The organism is Inquilinus limosus (assembly GCF_002195995.1).
GTDB lineage: Bacteria > Pseudomonadota > Alphaproteobacteria > DSM-16000 > Inquilinaceae > Inquilinus > Inquilinus limosus_C.
In genome coordinates this window covers 113,050-129,747 of record NZ_NHON01000006.1, presented here as the reverse complement: position 1 = coordinate 129,747, position 16,698 = coordinate 113,050, and the positions used below count along the sequence as shown (strand labels likewise).

General features: G+C 70.1%; 15 protein-coding genes. 10 read left to right on the top strand and 5 right to left on the bottom strand.

Annotation, left to right across the window (positions count from 1 at the left end; genetic code table 11):
• Positions 1-216 precede the first annotated feature (216 nt).
• Both BWR60_RS05420 and gcvA (BWR60_RS05415) read left to right on the top strand, forming a co-directional pair.
• Positions 217-1,539, top strand: coding sequence for an aspartate aminotransferase family protein (locus BWR60_RS05420; protein ID WP_088149985.1), 1,323 nt, complete (start codon positions 217-219; stop codon positions 1,537-1,539).
• A 210-nt stretch (positions 1,540-1,749) separates the two neighbouring features.
• Positions 1,750-2,673, top strand: a complete 924-nt coding sequence (gene gcvA / locus BWR60_RS05415; protein ID WP_088149984.1) for a transcriptional regulator GcvA — start codon at positions 1,750-1,752, stop codon at positions 2,671-2,673.
• On the opposite strand, the gene BWR60_RS05410 is transcribed toward gcvA (BWR60_RS05415), so the two are convergent.
• Entirely contained in the window at positions 2,670-2,852 is a 183-nt protein-coding gene (locus BWR60_RS05410; protein ID WP_144445525.1) for a hypothetical protein, read from the bottom strand. The two genes, gcvA (BWR60_RS05415) and BWR60_RS05410, sit on opposite strands and share 4 nt — an antisense overlap.
• Before the next feature lie 148 nt (positions 2,853-3,000).
• Here BWR60_RS05410 and gcvA (BWR60_RS05405) point away from each other — a divergent pair, with 148 nt between their 5' ends.
• Positions 3,001-3,927, top strand: coding sequence for a transcriptional regulator GcvA (gene gcvA, locus BWR60_RS05405; RefSeq protein WP_088149982.1), 927 nt, complete (start codon positions 3,001-3,003; stop codon positions 3,925-3,927).
• Positions 3,928-4,229: 302 nt separating this feature from the next.
• On the opposite strand, the gene aguB is transcribed toward gcvA (BWR60_RS05405), so the two are convergent.
• On the bottom strand, positions 4,230-5,108 hold the full coding sequence (aguB, locus tag BWR60_RS05400; protein ID WP_088149981.1) for an N-carbamoylputrescine amidase: 879 nt from the start codon (positions 5,106-5,108) through the stop codon (positions 4,230-4,232).
• A 9-nt stretch (positions 5,109-5,117) separates the two neighbouring features.
• Positions 5,118-5,354 (bottom strand): DUF1289 domain-containing protein, encoded by a 237-nt coding sequence (locus BWR60_RS05395; protein WP_088149980.1) that lies wholly within the window; start codon positions 5,352-5,354, stop codon positions 5,118-5,120.
• A 156-nt stretch (positions 5,355-5,510) separates the two neighbouring features.
• Between BWR60_RS05395 and BWR60_RS05390 the strand changes: the two genes are divergently transcribed.
• A complete protein-coding gene (locus BWR60_RS05390) occupies positions 5,511-7,094 on the top strand; it encodes a trimethylamine methyltransferase family protein (protein WP_088149979.1) in 1,584 nt (527 codons plus the stop codon).
• Between the two features lie 4 nt (positions 7,095-7,098).
• Here BWR60_RS05390 and BWR60_RS05385 read toward each other — a convergent pair whose 3' ends face one another.
• Positions 7,099-8,322, bottom strand: a complete 1,224-nt coding sequence (locus tag BWR60_RS05385; RefSeq protein ID WP_088149978.1) for an MFS transporter — start codon at positions 8,320-8,322, stop codon at positions 7,099-7,101.
• Positions 8,323-8,333: 11 nt separating this feature from the next.
• Positions 8,334-9,500, bottom strand: coding sequence for an adenylate/guanylate cyclase domain-containing protein (locus BWR60_RS05380; RefSeq protein ID WP_088149977.1), 1,167 nt, complete (start codon positions 9,498-9,500; stop codon positions 8,334-8,336).
• 146 nt (positions 9,501-9,646) lie between these two features.
• On the opposite strand from BWR60_RS05380, the gene BWR60_RS05375 reads away from it, so the two are divergent.
• The 6 genes from BWR60_RS05375 to BWR60_RS05350 all read left to right on the top strand — a co-directional run bounded on the left by BWR60_RS05375 (position 9,647) and on the right by BWR60_RS05350 (position 16,640).
• A complete protein-coding gene (locus tag BWR60_RS05375; protein ID WP_088149976.1) occupies positions 9,647-10,570 on the top strand; it encodes a LysR family transcriptional regulator in 924 nt (307 codons plus the stop codon).
• A 127-nt stretch (positions 10,571-10,697) separates the two neighbouring features.
• Positions 10,698-11,177, top strand: coding sequence for a formate dehydrogenase subunit gamma (locus BWR60_RS05370; protein WP_088149975.1), 480 nt, complete (start codon positions 10,698-10,700; stop codon positions 11,175-11,177).
• On the top strand, positions 11,174-12,742 hold the full coding sequence (locus BWR60_RS05365; RefSeq protein WP_088149974.1) for a formate dehydrogenase beta subunit: 1,569 nt from the start codon (positions 11,174-11,176) through the stop codon (positions 12,740-12,742). The genes BWR60_RS05370 and BWR60_RS05365 overlap by 4 nt, the downstream gene beginning before the upstream one ends.
• A gap of 12 nt (positions 12,743-12,754) precedes the next feature.
• On the top strand, positions 12,755-15,601 hold the full coding sequence (gene fdhF / locus BWR60_RS05360) for a formate dehydrogenase subunit alpha (RefSeq protein WP_088149973.1): 2,847 nt from the start codon (positions 12,755-12,757) through the stop codon (positions 15,599-15,601).
• A 2-nt stretch (positions 15,602-15,603) separates the two neighbouring features.
• Positions 15,604-16,428, top strand: coding sequence for a formate dehydrogenase accessory sulfurtransferase FdhD (gene fdhD, locus BWR60_RS05355; protein WP_088149972.1), 825 nt, complete (start codon positions 15,604-15,606; stop codon positions 16,426-16,428).
• Entirely contained in the window at positions 16,425-16,640 is a 216-nt protein-coding gene (locus BWR60_RS05350) for a formate dehydrogenase subunit delta (protein ID WP_088149971.1), read from the top strand. The genes fdhD and BWR60_RS05350 overlap by 4 nt, the downstream gene beginning before the upstream one ends.
• The last annotated feature ends 58 nt before the right edge of the window (positions 16,641-16,698 follow it).

Sequence of the window (16,698 nt, the reverse complement as noted above, 5' to 3'; positions counted from 1 at the left end):
GGAAGGGGCCATGGGTGTTTTCCTGTTCGAAATCCCGAACGCCGGCATCGGGGCGGCCTCCGCCGGCGGTTTTCGCAGTGTCCGGCGCGCACGCCCGCTTGTCCAGCGATCGGGGCGGTCCTAGGCTTCCGCCCGGCCTTTCCCAGCCTCGGGGCGGACCGGCGCCGGCCGTTCGGCGTGTTCGGTTCCCTCCACAGCCGACCGGAGTTGCGACCCATGGACCTGCGCGCCCCGAACAACCTCGAATCCTTCTGGATGCCGTTCACCGCGAACCGGTCGTTCAAGGCGGCGCCGCGGCTCTACGCCTCGGCCAAGGGCATGTACTACACCACCGTCGACGGCCGCCAGGTGCTCGACGGCACCGCCGGCCTGTGGTGCGTCAATGCCGGCCACTGCCACCCGAAGATCGTCCAGGCGATCCAGGACCAGGCGGCGGAGATGGACTACGCCCCGTCCTTCCAGATGGGCCACCCCAAGGCGTTCGAGCTGGCCTCCCGCGTCGCCCAGCTGCTGCCCGGCGACCTCGACCACGTCTTCTTCGCCGCCGGCGGCGGGTCCGAGGCGGTCGACACCGCGCTGAAGATCGCGCTGGCCTATCAGCGCCAGATCGGCCAGGGCACCCGCACCCGCCTGATCGGGCGCGAGCGCGGCTATCACGGCGTCGGCTTCGGCGGCATCTCGGTCGGCGGCATCGTCGCCAACCGCAAGGCCTTCGGCACGCTCTTGACCGGCGTCGACCACCTGCGCCACACCCACGATTTGGCGCGCAACGCCCACAGCCGCGGCCTGCCGGAGCACGGGTTCGAGCTGGCCGACGACCTGGAGCGGCTGGTCACGCTGCACGACCCGTCGACCATCGCCGCGGTGATCGTCGAGCCGGTGGCCGGGTCCACCGGCGTGCTGATGCCGCCCAAGGGCTATCTGCAGCGGCTGCGCGAGATCTGCGACAGGCACGGCATCCTCCTGATCTTCGACGAGGTCATCACCGGCTTCGGCCGCCTCGGCGCCAACTTCGCTGCGGATTATTTCGGCGTGCAGCCGGACATGGTGACCATGGCCAAGGGCCTGACCAACGCCGCGGTGCCGGCGGGGGCGGTCGGCGTGCGCAAGCACATCTACGACGCCTTCATGACCGGGCCGGAGCACCTGATCGAGCTGTTCCACGGCTTCACCTACTCGGCCCATCCGCTGGCGATGGCCGCCGGGCTGGCGACCCTCGACGTGTATCGCGAGGAGGGGCTGTTCGAGCGGGTCGCCGACCTGGCGCCGTACTGGGAGCAGGCGCTGCACAGCCTGAAGGGCACCCGCCACGTCATCGACATCCGCAACCTCGGCCTGATCGGCGCGGTGGAGCTGGAGCCGATCGCCGGCAGGCCGACCGCGCGGGCCTACGACCTGTTCATCAAGTGCTTCCAGAAGGGGGTGGGCATCCGCACCACCGGCGACATCGTCGCCTTGTCGCCGCCCTTCATCATCGAGAAGACGGAGATCGACCGGATCGTCGAGACCCTGCGCGAGACCCTGCAGACGCTGGATTGAGGAGGAGAGCCAAGCTTTTCCCCTTCACCGTCATTGCGAGGAGGCGAAGCCGACGAAGCAATCCATCGTCCCGCACGAGCTGACCGATGGATTGCTTCGCTGCGCTCGCAATGACGGTGTGGGACGGTGGGAGCGTCGTCAGACTTGTCGTACCGGGCATCCGCGGCGAGACTGGAACGGATCCTGAACCGCCCCTGACGCCCCGACCCGATGAGCACCCAGCCAGGCTTCCAGCTTCCGCCGCTCGCAGCCGTGCGGGTGTTCGAGGCGGCGGCCCGCCACCTCAGCTTCACCCGCGCGGCGGCGGAGCTGGGCATGACCCAGGCGGCGGTCAGCTACCAGATCCGCCTGCTGGAGGACCGGGTCGGCGCGCCGCTGTTCCTGCGCCTGACCCGCAAGGTGGCGCTGACCGAGGCCGGGGCGCGGCTGGCGCCGGTGCTGACCGAGGCGATGTCGCGCATGGCCGGGGCCTTCGCCGCGCTGCGCGACGACGCCGCCGGCGGGATGCTCTCGGTCACCACCGTGCTGACCCTGGCCTCGAACTGGCTGGTGCCGCGGCTCGCCCGGTTCCAGGTGGCGCATCCGAAGGTCACGGTGCGGGTCGACACCGGCCAGGGCAATGTCGACTTCACCCGCGGCGACTACGACCTCGGCATCCGCTACGGCCGCGGCGTCTGGCCGGGGCTGGCGGCGCACTGGCTGATCCCGGTCGACTACACGCCGATGTGCAGCCCGGCGCTGCTGCAGCGGGCCGGGGGCCTGCGCCGGCCGCGCGACCTGCTGGGCCAGCCGCTCTTGTGGGACGACGCCGATGCCTGGCAGCGCTGGTTCGCGGCGGCGGGGGTGGCGGTGCCGGCCTCGGTCGCCGATGACGGGCTCCGGCTCGACACCCAGCAGATGATGGGCCAGGTGGCGAAGGCGGGGCAGGGCGTGGCGCTGCTCAACCCGCTGTTCTTCGCCGAGGAGCTGGCCTCGGGCCAGCTGGTGCAGCCCTTCCCGACGCTGCTGCGCGAGCAGGGCGGCTTCTACATCGTCCATCTCGAGACCCGCGGCCGCGTGCCGAAGATCGCGCTGTTCCGCGACTGGCTGCTGGCCGAGGCGGCGGCGGCGATGGCGGGGCGGCGGGATGGCTAGCTGCGGTCGAAGCCCAGGTCCCGGCGCAGCTGGTCGGACAGGCCGTTGGGGTCGAGCACGCGGCCCGCGGCCGGGCGCAGCAGCCGGCCGGCCGCGGCACGGAGGGTGGACAGGAGGCCGCGCCGAGGGCGAAGCCGGGGGATCGGGCGCGTGGGCGCCCGCTGGACAATGCTGATCATCTCGGTCTCCGGATGGCCCGGACGCATCATCTCAGCTGATGCGTGGCGACGGGCCGGTCGTTGCGATGGGGTCTGTATGGGAGGAATATCGCCCTTCCGCGGGCGCCCGACCAACGCGTTCTCGATAAGCGACGGATAAACAGCCTTTATGGATGAAGGATCAGCCTCCCGCCTGCCGCCGCTGCCGGCCATCCGCGTGTTCGAGGCCGCGGCGCGGCATCTCAGCTTCACCAAGGCGGCGGCGGAGCTGGGCATGACCCAGGCGGCGGTCAGCTACCAGATCCGCCTGCTGGAGGATCGGGTCGGCGCGCCGCTGTTCCGGCGCCTGACCCGCCGGGTGGAATTGACTGAGACCGGCGGACGCCTGGCGCCGGCGGTGACCGAGGCCCTGGCCCGGCTGGCCGGCGCCTTCGCCGCGGCGCGGGAGGACACCGGCGGGCTGCTGTCGATCACCACGATCCACACCTTCGCCACCAATTGGCTGGTGCCGCGGCTCGGCCGGTTCCAGCTGGCCCATCCCGGCATCGCCGTGCGGCTCGACACCAAGATGAAGCTGGTCGACTTCACCCAAGGGGAGAACGATGTCGGCATCCGCCACGGCATGGGCCTGTGGCCCGGCCTGGCCGCGCATCCGCTGATGCCGATCGAATACACCGCCCTGTGCAGTCCGGCGCTGCGCGACCGGGCCGGCGGGCTCGAGGACCCGCGCGACCTGCTGCGGCTGCCGCTGTTCTGGGACAGCGGCGACGGCTACTGGCAGCGCTGGTTCGCCGCGGCCGGCGTGGTCGTGCCCTATGGCGTGTCCGATGGCGGCATGCGGCTGGAGAATCAGCAGATGCTGGGGCGAGCGGCGCAGGCCGGGCAGGGCGTGGCCCTGGTCAACCCGACCTTCTTCCTCGACGAGCTGGCTTCGGGGGAACTGATCCGGCCTTTCCCGTTCAGCATCCGCGAGGAAGGCTCGTACTACCTCGTCTATCTGGAAAGCCGCCGCGATGTGCCGAAGATCGCCGCCTTCCGCGAGTGGCTGCTGGCCGAGATCGCGACGGATGGAGGGCAGGGTTCCGCGGCCCAGTGAGCGATGGGCACGAGCTTGCGCTTGACTTCTTGTTCTTGATTTGTTCTGATGAGATGCGCCGAAGCTCACGGTGAGCACAGATTGCCTCTCCCGCTTGCGGGAGAGGTCGGACATCCGAAGGATGTCCGGGTGAGGGGACGGCTCGGTCTCGCCGAAAGCACCGCTTTACCACGAGCGAGCGCATGATCCGCCTGGTCCTGAAATGTCGATCCTGGTGTCGCGGCCGAGCCGCCCTCACCCGGTCTCGCTACGCGAGCCCGACCTCTCCCGCAAGCGGGAGAGGCAACGAACAGACCGCGGCCTCAGGCCGGCCGCGTCGCCCCGTCATAGGTCAGGATCGCGCCGTACAGCTCCGGCCGGCGGTCGCGGAACACGCCCCAGCTGGCGCGCTGGGCCCGGATGGCGTCGAGGTCGAAGCGGGCGACCAGCACCTCCTCCTCGGTCCGGCCGGCCTGGGCCACCAGCGCGCCGGTCTGGTCGGCGATGAAGGAGGAGCCGTAGAAGGTCTGGCTGAAGCGCTCGCCCTCTTCGGTGCCGATGCGGTTGGAGGCGACCAGCGGCACCAGGTTGGCACCGGCATGGCCCTGCATCACCCGGGTCCAGTGCGCCTGGCTGTCGAGGCCGCCATCCTGCGGCTCGCTGCCGATCGCGGTCGGGTACAAGAGCACGTCGGCGCCCATCAGCGCCATGCAGCGCGCCGTCTCCGGATACCACTGGTCCCAGCAGATGCCGCAGCCGACCACGCCGTAGCGGGTCTTCCACACCTTGAAGCCGGTGTCGCCGGGGTTGAAGTAGAACTTCTCCTCATAGCCAGGCCCGTCCGGGATATGCGACTTGCGGTAGACGCCCAGCACGCTGCCATCGGCGTCCACCATGGCGATCGAGTTGTAATAGGCGTTGTTGGCCCGCTCGAACACGCTGACCGGCATCGCCACCTGCAACTCCGCCGCCAGCCGGCGGAACCGTTCCACCACCGGATGGCCGTCGATCGGCTGGGCCAGGGCGAAGTGCGTCTGCAGCTCGTCGCGGCAGAAATAGGGGGCGGCGAACAGCTCCTGCGGCAGCACGATCTGGGCGCCGCGGCCGGCGGCCTGGCGCACCAGCGCCTCGACCCGGTCCAGGGTCTCGGCCTCGTTCCAGGTGCAGAAGGTCTGGGTGGCGGCGACGGTGACGGTGGGCATCGGATTCTCCTAGACACTCTGCGGCTGGCGTCGCCGCGGCCGGCTGTCGGCGGCGCTGGTGCGGCCGCGGGCGCGGCGGCGTTCCTTCAGCCGCTGCAGCGTGGCCAGGCGCCAGGCATTGTCAGCGTCGCGCCAGGCCGCGATCTCCTCCATCGTCCGCAGACAGCCGGCGCACAGGCCGGTCCCGGCCTCGAGCGTGCAGACGCCGATGCAGGGCGAGACGATTGGGGGCAGATCGGAGGTCATGGCCCCCTCCAGGTAACCCGGCGGCGGGCCCGGTTCAAGGCGGCTCATGCGGCCTCGCGGCGCGGTGTCGTGACCGGGCGAGGCCGGGTCGCAGGCGCGATGGTCGCCCGGGCCTCGGGGCGTAGCATCGGGACTCTGCGAGAAGGATTGCCAGCGATGACCGACGCCCCCGCCACTCCATCGGACGAGACCCAGGACACCGGCGGCCGGGCCGGCCGGCGCGGCCGCGGCGGCGCCGAGGCCCGTCGTGCCCTGCGCCGCGGCGGCGGGCTGCAGCAGCTGAAATACATCTCGCGCAAGATCCCGCTCTACGAGGTCCTCAAGACCGACGGGCTGGAGCTGATCGAGCACAACGCCGACACGGTGCTGGAGGAGATCGGCCTCGAGTTCCGCGACGACGAGGAGACGCTGGAGCTGTGGCGCGCGGCCGGCGCCGACGTCAAGGGCACCCGCATCCGTTTCCCGCGCGGCCTGTGCCGGCAACTGGTGCAGGCGACCGCGCCGCGCGAATTCACCCAGCACGCCCGGAACCCGGAGCGCACGGTGCAGATCGGCGGCGGCAACACCGTCTTCGCCCCGGTCTATGGACCTCCCTTCATCCGCACCCTCGACGAAGGCCGCCGCTACGCCCGGATCGAGGATTTCCGCAACTTCGTGAAGCTCGCCTACATGACGCCGGCGATGCACCATTCCGGCGGCACCGTGTGCGAGCCCGTCGACCTGCCGGTGAACAAGCGGCATCTCGACATGGTCTATGCCCACATCAAGTACTCCGACAAACCCTTCATGGGCTCGGTGACGGCGCCGGAGCGGGCCGAGGACACGGTCGCCATGGCGCGGCTGGTGTTCGGCGAGCGCTTCGTCGACGAGAACTGCGTGCTGATCAGCCTGATCAACGCCAATTCGCCGATGGTGTGGGACGGCACCATGCTCGGCGCCTTGAAGACCTACGCCCGAGCCAACCAGGCGGTGATCGTCACCCCCTTCATCCTGGCCGGCGCCATGGCCCCGGTGACCAGTGCCGGCGTGCTGACCCAGACCCTGGCCGAAAGCCTGGCCGGCATGGCCACGGCGCAGCTGTGCCGCCCCGGTGCGCCGGTGGTGTTCGGCTCCTTCGCCAGCTCGATCTCGATGCAGTCGGGCGCGCCGACCTTCGGCACGCCGGAGCCGGCGCTGGTGCTGTACGGCGCCGCCGCCCTGGCCCGGCGTCTTGGCGTGCCGTTCCGCTCCGGCGGGTCGCTATGCGGTTCCAAGGCCGCCGACGCGCAGGCGGCGTTCGAGAGCGCCCAGACCCTGCTGCCGACCATGCTGGGGGGCGTGAACTTCGTGCTGCACGCGGCCGGCTGGCTTGAGGGCGGCCTGGTCAGCTCCTATGAGAAGTTCATCCTCGACGCGGACCAGCTCGGCATGATGCAGGTGATGGCCGAGGGCATCGACCTCAGCGAGAACGGCCAGGCGATGGACGCGATCCGCCAGGTCGGGCCGGGCAGCCACTATCTCGGCTGCGACCACACCCAGCGCAATTTCGAGACCGCCTTCTACCGCTCGACCATCGCCGACAACAACTCGTTCGAGCAGTGGGAGGCCGAGGGCCGGCAGGACGCCTCGCAGCGCGCCAACACGATCTGGAAGCGCATGCTGGAGGAGTACGAGGCCCCGGCGATCGACCCCGCCATCGACGAGGCGCTGCAGGACTTCATGCGCCGCAAGAAGGACAGCATGCCCGACGCCTTTACGTGAGGGCTCAGCCGGAGAGCGTCTGCGCCTTCCGCAAGGCGGGGAACAGGCGCATCCACAGCAGCGCGACGGCGATGGTGCCGAGCCCGCCGATGATGCCGGCCGGCACGGCGCCCAGCAGCCCGGCCACCATGCCGGACTCGAACTCGCCGAGCTGGTTCGACGTGCCGATGAACAGCGAGTTCACGGCGCTGACCCGGCCGCGCATCTCGTCCGGTGTCAGCAACTGCACCAGCGAACTGCGGATCACCACGCTGACACTGTCCGCCGCGCCCAGCACGGCCAGCGCCATCAGCGACACAGCGAGGCTGGTGGAGGCGGCGAAGACCACGGTGGCCGCGCCGAACACCATCACCGCCGCGAACATCTTCAGGCCGACGGCGCGGCGCAGCGGCACCCGGGTCAGCGCCACCGACATGGTCAGCGCCCCGACGGCCGGGGCGGCGCGCAGCAGGCCCAGCCCCCAGGGCCCGGTCTGCAGGATGTCATGGGCGTAGATCGGCAGCAGCGCCGTCGCCCCGCCCAGCAGCACCGCGAACATGTCGAGCGAGATGGCGCCGAGGATCATCGGCCGGCTGCGGATATAGGCGATGCCGGAGAACACCGAGCGCAGCGTCGCCGGCTCGCGCCGCGGCGCCGGCCGCTCCAGCCGCATCAGGACCATCAGGCCGCAGGCACCGAGGAAGCAGGCGGCGGACAGGGCGAAGGGCACGGTGGTGCCGACGGCGTAGAGCAGCCCGCCGATCGAGGGGCCGACGATCGTCGCCGTCTGCATGGCGGAGGAGGAGACGGCCAGCGCCCGGGGCAGGACTCCGGCCGGGACCACCCCCGGCAGCAGCGCCGCCATGGTCGGCTGCTCGAAGGCGCGGGCCGCGCCCAGCACCAGCACCGCGGCGAAGATGCCCGGCACGGTCAGCCAGCCGTCGAGGATGCCGAGCGCCAGCACCACCAGGGTCAGGCCCTCGACCAGCAGGCAGATCCGAACGATCCGGCGGCGGTCGTAGCGGTCGGCGACATGCCCGACCAGCAGCGTCAGAACCACCATGGGCAGGAACTGGAACAGCCCGACCAGCCCGAGGCTATAGGCGCTGCCGGTCAGGGCATAGACCAGCCAGCCGATGGCGACGGCCGACATCTGGAAACCGATGGCGGACAGCACCCGCGCGCCCCAGAACACCAGGAAGGACGGATGGTCGAGCAGCCGGTCGCTGCCCAGGGCGGTGGTGCTCATCGGTGGCGGATCTATCCCGGGTCCCAGGCGAACAGGTCGAGCGGCTCGGCGAAGCCCTTCAGCGGGTACGGGCCGATGCTGCGGCAGCCGGGGCGGCCGAGCAGCGACGCGAAGCGCGGCGACATCAGCAGCGGCTCGCCGGTGGTGGCGCAGGCGGTCTGGATCCGGCTGACCAGGTTGACGTCGCGCCCGATCACGGTGAAGTCCAGCCGCCCGCCGGAGCCGATATTGCCATAGGCGACCTCGCCGTGATGCAGCGCCACCCCGGCGCTCAGCGGCGTGCCGGCCTGGGAGGCGGAGTGGATGCGGTCCAGGGCCAGGCGGGCCGCCTCGAAGGCCGCGGCGCAGCTGGCCACCGCCCCGTCGTCGAGATGGAAGAAGGCCAGCACCGCGTCGCCCATGAACTTCAGCACCTCGCCCCCGCCGGCGGTGATGGCCGGGACGATCTGGTCGAAATAGAGGTTCAGCCGGTCCAGCATCTGCTCGGGCGGCAGCCGGTTCGACAGCACGGTGAAGTCGCGCAGGTCGCACAGCAGCAGCGCCGCCTCCAGTGTCTCGACGTCGCCGCGCCGGATGTGGCCGTCCAGGATGCGCCGGCCGGTGATTGGGCCGACATAGGTGTTGAGCAGGGTCGCCTCGGTCGCCCGCAGCAGGCGGATCTCGCAGGCGCCGCGCAGGGCGGGGACGATGCGCCGCAGCACCGCGCGGCCCTCCGGCCCGAACCCGTCTGGCCGCCGCGTGGCGAAAACGGCGGCGCTGGCCGGGCCATGGCTCATCACCAGCGGCACCACCTCCGCCACCGCCAGCTCACGACCATGGAAGAAGTCCAACTCCTCGAGCCCGGCCATCTCCTCCGGCGTCGACAGGCTCAGCCAGATCCGGGTTTCGGTGGCCCGCCGGATCGGGTTGGTGGCGAAGTAGGGCATGCGCTCGATCGAGTTGTCGCGGTCGCGCTGCTCCACCGGCTCGCCCTCCGTCCAAGCGAAGGTGCGGGCCAGGATCTGGGGGTGCAGCGTGCGCAGCGACAGGCTCAGCCGGTCGAGCGGCAGGCCGAGCGCACGCAGCCGCCGGCCAAGGCCGGTCAACATGGCGGTGCCCGAGGCATCGTGGCATTCGTCGCTCGACAGCCATTCGATCAGGTCGGGGAGGGTGGCGGAAACCGGGTCGGAAGAGGTCATCTCGGACCGATGCTCAGGACTATGCTGCACTATAGGACCGGCCGCTGCCGTCGGCATCGCGCTTTCGGCGCAGGCCAGGGACGATTGCGGCTTGGCCGTGACCGGCGATAACCTGCCCTTATCAAGCATTCCTTTCCGGAGGCCCGATGGTCATCCGCCAGCTCGAATACCTCGTCGCGCTCGCCCGCGAGAAGCACTTCGCCCGCGCGGCCGAAGCCTGCCGCGTGTCGCAGCCGGCGCTGTCCACCGCCCTGCGCCAGCTGGAGGAGGAGCTGCAGGTGCCGATCGTCGAGCGCGGCCACCGCTTCCAGGGCTTCACCCGCGAGGGCGCCCTGGTGCTTGAGTGGGCCAAGAAGATCCTGGCCGACCGCGACGGGCTGGCGCAGGAACTGGCGATGCTGCAGCAGGGCTTGGCCGGCAAGCTGCGGATCGGCGCCGTGCCCTCGGCCTTGCCGATCGTGTCGCTGATCACCTCGCCCTTCGCCCAGTCACACCCGGCCGTGACGGTCTCGGTGCTGTCGCAGACCTCGATCCAGATCGAGGCCGGGCTGGAGAATTTCGAGATCGATGTCGGCGTCACCTATCTCGACAACGAGCCGCTGCGCCATGTCCGCAGCCTGCCGCTGTACCAGGAGGACTACATCCTGCTGATGCCGGCGGACCAGGCGCCGCCGTCGCGCCGGACCATGCCCTGGACCGAGGCGGCGGAGCTGCCGCTGTGCCTGCTGACCCCGACCATGCAGAACCGGCGGATCATCGACGGCATCTTCCGGTCGGTCGGCTGCGCGCCGCATGCGGCGGTGGAGACCGACAGCATCATCAACCTGTGCTCCCACGTCCGGTCCGGCTTCTGGTCCAGCGTCATGCCGCGGGCGCTGCTGCACCTGTTCGGGGTGCCGGCCGGCACCCGGGCCTTGCGGCTGGTCGACCCGGCCGCCACCCGCACCGTCGGGCTGGTGATGGCGGACCGCGACCCTCCGTCGCCCCTGGCGCGCGGCCTATTCGACACCGCCCGTACCTTGGATCTCGACGCCGAGCTGCAGGCTACGCCGCTGCAGCCGGTAGCTTGATAAATGGCGTTTATCGATTCATCCGGGCTTTGTATTTGAATCTGGTATACGCGCCCGGACATCCTAAGTTAATCGGGTGGCAGGCAAGGCCGCCCGGTCCAACGAACCCGAAAAGGGAGTGGGACGGATGCCGGAACGCCGAGGCTGGGACGCCGAGGTGGCGCGTGACGTGATCGCATCGCATGGTGCGACCGAGGGACCGCTGCTGCCGATTCTGCACGATCTGCAATCGATCTTCGGCCATGTGCCGCGCGAAGCCGTGCCGCTGCTGGCGGACGCGCTGAACCTGTCCCGCGCCGAGGTGCATGGCGTCATCACCTTCTATCACGATTTCAGGGCCGAGCCTGCGGGCCGCCACGTGCTGAAGCTGTGCCAGGCCGAGGCCTGCCAGTCGATGGGTGCGCGCGACCTGGCCGAGCAGCTGCGCCGGCGGCTCGACATCGGGCTGCATGAGACCACGGCGGACGGCCGGATCACGGTCGAGCCGGTCTACTGCCTCGGCAACTGCGCCTGCGCCCCGGCGGCGATGGCGGATGGCGAGCTGGTCGGGCGGATCGACGCCAAGCGCCTCGACCGCATCGTCGACGCCATGGAGGCCGCGCGATGAAGGTCTTCGTCCCCCGCGACGCCGCCGCGATCTCGGTCGGCGCCGATGATGTCGCCCGCGCCATCCAGGCCGAGGCCGCCGCCCGCGGCGTCGAGCTGCAGCTGGTGCGCAACGGCTCGCGCGGCCTGCTGTGGCTGGAGCCGTTCGTCGAGGTCGAGACGCCGGAGGGCCGCATCGGCTACGGCCCGGTGACGGCCGAGGACGTGCCCGGCCTGTTCGCCGCCGGCCTCGCCGAGGGCGGCGACCATCCGTTGCGCCACGGCCGACCTGAAGAGATCCCCTACCTCGCCAAGCAGCAGCGCCTGACCTTCGCCCGCTGCGGCATCACCGACCCGCTGTCGCTGGACGATTACGAGGCTCATGACGGGCTGAAGGGCCTGCGCGCCGCCCTGGCGATGGAGCCTGCGGCGATCGTCGAGACGGTTACCGCATCGGGCCTGCGCGGCCGCGGCGGCGCCGGCTTCCCGACCGGCATCAAGTGGCGCACCGTGCTGCAGGCCGAGGCCGACCGGAAATACATCGTCTGCAACGCCGATGAGGGCGACAGCGGCACCTTCGCCGACCGGATGATCATGGAGGGCGATCCCTTCCTGCTGGTCGAGGGCATGACCATCGCCGGCATCGCCGTCGGCGCCACCAAGGGCTTCATCTACATCCGCTCGGAATACCCGCATGCGGTGGCGGCGATGAACGCGGCGATCGACATCGCCTATCAGCGCCGCGTGCTGGGGCCCAGCGTGCTGGGCAGCGGCAGGCGCTTCGACCTCGAGGTCCGGGTCGGCGCCGGCGCCTATATCTGCGGCGAGGAGACGTCGCTGCTCGAGAGCCTGGAGGGCAAGCGCGGCACGGTGCGGCCGAAGCCGCCGCTGCCGGCGCTGAAGGGCCTGTTCGGCAAGCCGACGGTGATCAACAATGTGCTGTCGCTGACCTCGGTGCCGATCATCCTCGACAAGGGCGCCGCCTTCTACGCCGATTACGGCACCGGCCGGTCGCGCGGCACCCAGCCGCTGCAGCTGGCCGGCAACGTCAAGCGCGGCGGGCTGATCGAGGTCGCCTTCGGCCTGACCCTGCGCGAGTTGATCGAGGAGTTCGGCGGCGGCACCGCCAGCGGCCGGCCGTTCCGCGCCGTCCAGGTCGGCGGCCCGCTCGGCGCCTATTTCCCGGAGAGTCTGCTGGACACGCCGCTCGACTACGAGTCGATGGCGGCGAAGAAGGGCATGCTGGGCCATGGCGGCGTCGTGGTGTTCGACGACCGCGTCGACCTCGCCGTCCAGGCCCGCTTCGCCATGGAGTTCTGCGCCATCGAAAGCTGCGGCAAGTGCACGCCCTGCCGCATCGGGTCGACCCGCGGCGTCGAGACCATCGACAAGATCATCGCCAGCCGGGAGACGGGCGGGCATGAGCTCGGCCGCAACCTGACGCTGATCGAAGACCTGTGCGAGACCATGCTGGACGGGTCGCTCTGCGCCCTCGGCGGCCTCACCCCCTATCCGGTGCTCAGCGCCCTGACCCACTTCCCCGATGATTTCGACCGCGCGCCTGCCCCGGCGCAGGCCGCGGAATAAGGAGGCCATCCGATGGCTCTCGTGACGGAACAGGACTTCGGGACCCCGGCGCGGCTGTCGCCCAGCCTGGTGACGCTGGAGATCGACGGCCAGGTCGTGACCGTGCCGGCCGGCACCTCGGTGATGCGCGCGGCGGCGGAGGTCGAGACCGCGATCCCGAAGCTGTGCGCGACCGACAGCCTGGAGCCGTTCGGCTCCTGCCGGCTCTGCGTCGTCGAGATCGAGGGGCGGCGCGGTACGCCGGCGTCCTGCACCACGCCGGTCGAGCCCGGCATGAAGGTCCGGACGCAGACGCCGAAGCTGGCGAAGCTGCGCCGGAACGTGATGGAGCTCTACATCTCCGACCACCCGCTGGACTGCCTGACCTGCTCCGCCAACGGCGATTGCGAGCTGCAGGACATGGCCGGCGTCGTCGGCCTGCGCGAGGTCCGCTACGGCTATGACGGCGCCAACCATCTGGTCGGCGAGAAGGACACCTCCAACCCGTATTTCACCTTCGACCCGACCAAGTGCATCGTCTGCTCGCGCTGCGTCCGGGCCTGCGAGGAGGTGCAGGGCACCTTCGCCCTGACCATCGACGGGCGCGGCTTCGCCTCCTTCGTCTCGGCCGGCCAGGATGACGGCTTCAAGGAGAGCGAGTGCGTCTCCTGCGGCGCCTGCGTCCAGGCCTGCCCGACCGCGACGCTGATGGACAACAGCATCATCGATGCCGGCCAGCCCGACCATTCGGCGGTGACCACCTGCGCCTATTGCGGCGTCGGCTGCGCCTTCAAGGCCGAGATGAAGGGCACCGAGGTGGTGCGGATGATGCCGTACAAGGACGGCAAGGCGAACCACGGCCACAGCTGCGTCAAGGGCCGCTTCGCCTGGGGCTACGCCACCCACAAGGACCGGATCACCAAGCCGATGATCCGCAAGCAGATCACTGATCCGTGGCGCGAGGTGTCGTGGGAGGAGGCGATCGCCTATGCCGCCTCCGAGCTGAAGCGGATCCAGGCGACCTACGGCAAGGATTCGATCGGCGGCATCACCTCGTCGCGCTGCACCAACGAAGAGACCTACCTCGTCCAGAAGATGATCCGCGCCGGCTTCGGCAACAACAATGTCGACACCTGCGCCCGGGTCTGTCATTCGCCGACCGGTTACGGGCTGGGCCAGACCTATGGCACCTCGGCCGGCACCCAGGATTTCGACAGCGTCGACGAGACCGACGTGATGATGGTGATCGGCGCCAACCCGACCGACGCCCACCCGGTGTTCGGCAGCCGGATGAAGCGCCGGCTGCGCGAGGGTGCCCGGCTGATCGTGGTCGACCCGCGCCGCATCGACCTGGTGAAGTCGGCGCACATCAAGGCCGACCACCACCTGCAGCTGAAGCCCGGCACCAATGTCGCCATCGTCAACGCGATGGCCCATGTGATCGTGACCGAAGGGCTGGTGGCGGAGGATTATGTCCGCGAGCGCTGCGACATCGCCGAGTTCTCGCGCTGGACCGAGTTCATCGCCGATCCGCGCCATGCGCCGGAGGCGGTGGAGGAGCTGACGGGCGTGCCGGCGGCCGAGATGCGGGCGGCGGCGCGGCTGTACGCCACCGGCGGCCGGGCCGCGATCTATTACGGCCTCGGCGTCACCGAGCACAGCCAGGGGTCGACCATGGTCATGGGCATGGCCAACCTGGCGATGCTGACCGGCAATGTCGGCCGGCGCGGCGTCGGCGTGAATCCGCTGCGCGGCCAGAACAACGTCCAGGGCTCCTGCGACATGGGGTCCTTCCCGCACGAGTTCCCGGGCTATCGCCACGTCGCCGGCGACGAGGTGCGGAAGATCTACGAGGACATGTGGGGCACGGCGCTGTCGGCCGAGCCGGGCCTGCGCATCCCGAACATGCTCGACGCCGCGGTCGAGGGCGGGTTCAAGGGCCTGTATGTGCAGGGCGAGGACATCGCCCAGTCCGACCCCGATGTGAAGCATGTCACGGCCGGCCTGGCGGCGATGGAATGCGTCATCGTCCAGGATTTGTTCCTGAACGAGACCGCCAGCTACGCCCATGTGTTCCTGCCCGGCTCCTCCTTCCTCGAGAAGGACGGCACCTTCACCAATGCCGAGCGGCGGATCAGCCGCGTCCGGCGCGTCACCCCGCCCAAGGCCGGCTACGCCGACTGGGAGGTGACGATGCTGCTGTCCGACGCGCTGGGCTACAAGATGGGCTACAGCCATCCGAGCGAGATCATGGACGAGATCGCCCGGACCACGCCGAGCTTCGCCGGCGTGTCGTTCCAGCGGCTGGACGAGCTGGGCTCGGTGCAGTGGCCGTGCAACGACGCGGCGCCGGAAGGCACGCCGATCATGCATATCGACCACTTCGTCCGCGGCAAGGGCCGGTTCATGATCACCGAGTTCGTGCCGACCGAGGAGCGCACGGGCCCGCGCTTCCCGCTGGTGCTGACCACGGGGCGCATCCTCAGCCAGTACAATGTCGGCGCCCAGACCCGGCGCACCGAGAATGTCGCCTGGCATGACGAGGACGTGCTGGAGATCCATCCGACGGACGCGGAGAACCGGGGCATCCGCGACGGCGACTGGGTGGCGCTGCACAGCCGGTCGGGCGAGACCAGCCTGCGGGCCAAGATCTCGGAGCGGATGCAGCCCGGCGTCGTCTACACCACCTTCCACCATGCCGAGACCGGCGCCAACGTCGTCACCACCGACTATTCCGACTGGGCGACGAACTGCCCGGAATACAAGGTGACGGCGGTGCAGGTGCGGCGGGTCAACCACCTGTCCGACTGGCAGATCGGGTACCGCGAGCTGCGCGAGAAGACGATCCAGATCGAGCGGCCGCAGCAGGCGGCGGAGTAGCCATGGCCCTGCCTCCCACCGATCTGCGCCTGCCGGCCCGGCGGCTGACCCGGGACGACCGGGTCGAGCCGGTGGAGGAGGTGGTCGCGGCCGAGGTGCCGGTGGCGTTGATCTATAACGGCCTGTCCTATGCCGTGATGATGGCGTCGCCGGCGGATCTCAAGGACTTCGCCCTCGGCTTCAGCCTGACCGAAGGCCTGGCCGACGCGCCGTCCGACCTGACGGTCGAGGCGGTCACGGGCGACGAGGAGCGCGGCGTCGAGGTGCGGATGGCGCTGCGCGGCGCGCAGTTCTCCCAGATGCTGCAGAAGGTGCGGAACATCACCGGCCGCACCGGCTGCGGCATCTGCGGCACCAGCGACCTCGACACCCTGCACGGCCGCAAGCGCCGCGCGCCGAAGCCGATCGAGGTCGAGCTGGTGGCGATCCGCCGGGCGCTGCATGACCTCGATGGGATGCAGGACATCCGCAGCCGCACCGGCGCCGTCCACGCCGCCGCCTGGGCCGACCGCGAGGGCCGGATCCGGCTGGTGCGCGAGGATGTCGGCCGGCACAACGCACTCGATAAGCTGGTGGGCGCCCTGGCCCGCGCCGGCATCGATGCGGGGCAGGGGATCTGCGTGATCACCAGCCGCTGCAGCTTCGAGATGGTGCAGAAGACGGCCGCGGCCGGGATCCCGGTCCTGGTCGCGATCTCGGCGCCGACGACGCTGGCGATCGACACGGCCAAGGCGGCCGGCGTCACCCTGGTGGCCTTCGCCCGCCGCGATGCCATGACCGCCTACACCGATTTCTCTCCCTTGCTCCCAGTCAAGGTCGAAGCATGAGCGGCAGCGCCGACAAGATCATCCGCATGGCGAACCAGATCGCCACCTTCTTCGCCTCCTATCCTCAGGACGAGGCGGTGGCCGGCGTGCGCAAGCACATCAAGGATTTCTGGGAGCCGCGGATGAAGGCCCAGATCCGTGCCGAGGTGGCGGCCAAGAACGCCGAGCTGAACCCGCTGGTGGTGCAGGCGGTCGAGACCCTTCCGGGCTGACCGCGCGACCCGGGTGGACGACGGGCTGTGGCCGATTATGATGTCGGCCGGGCAAAGC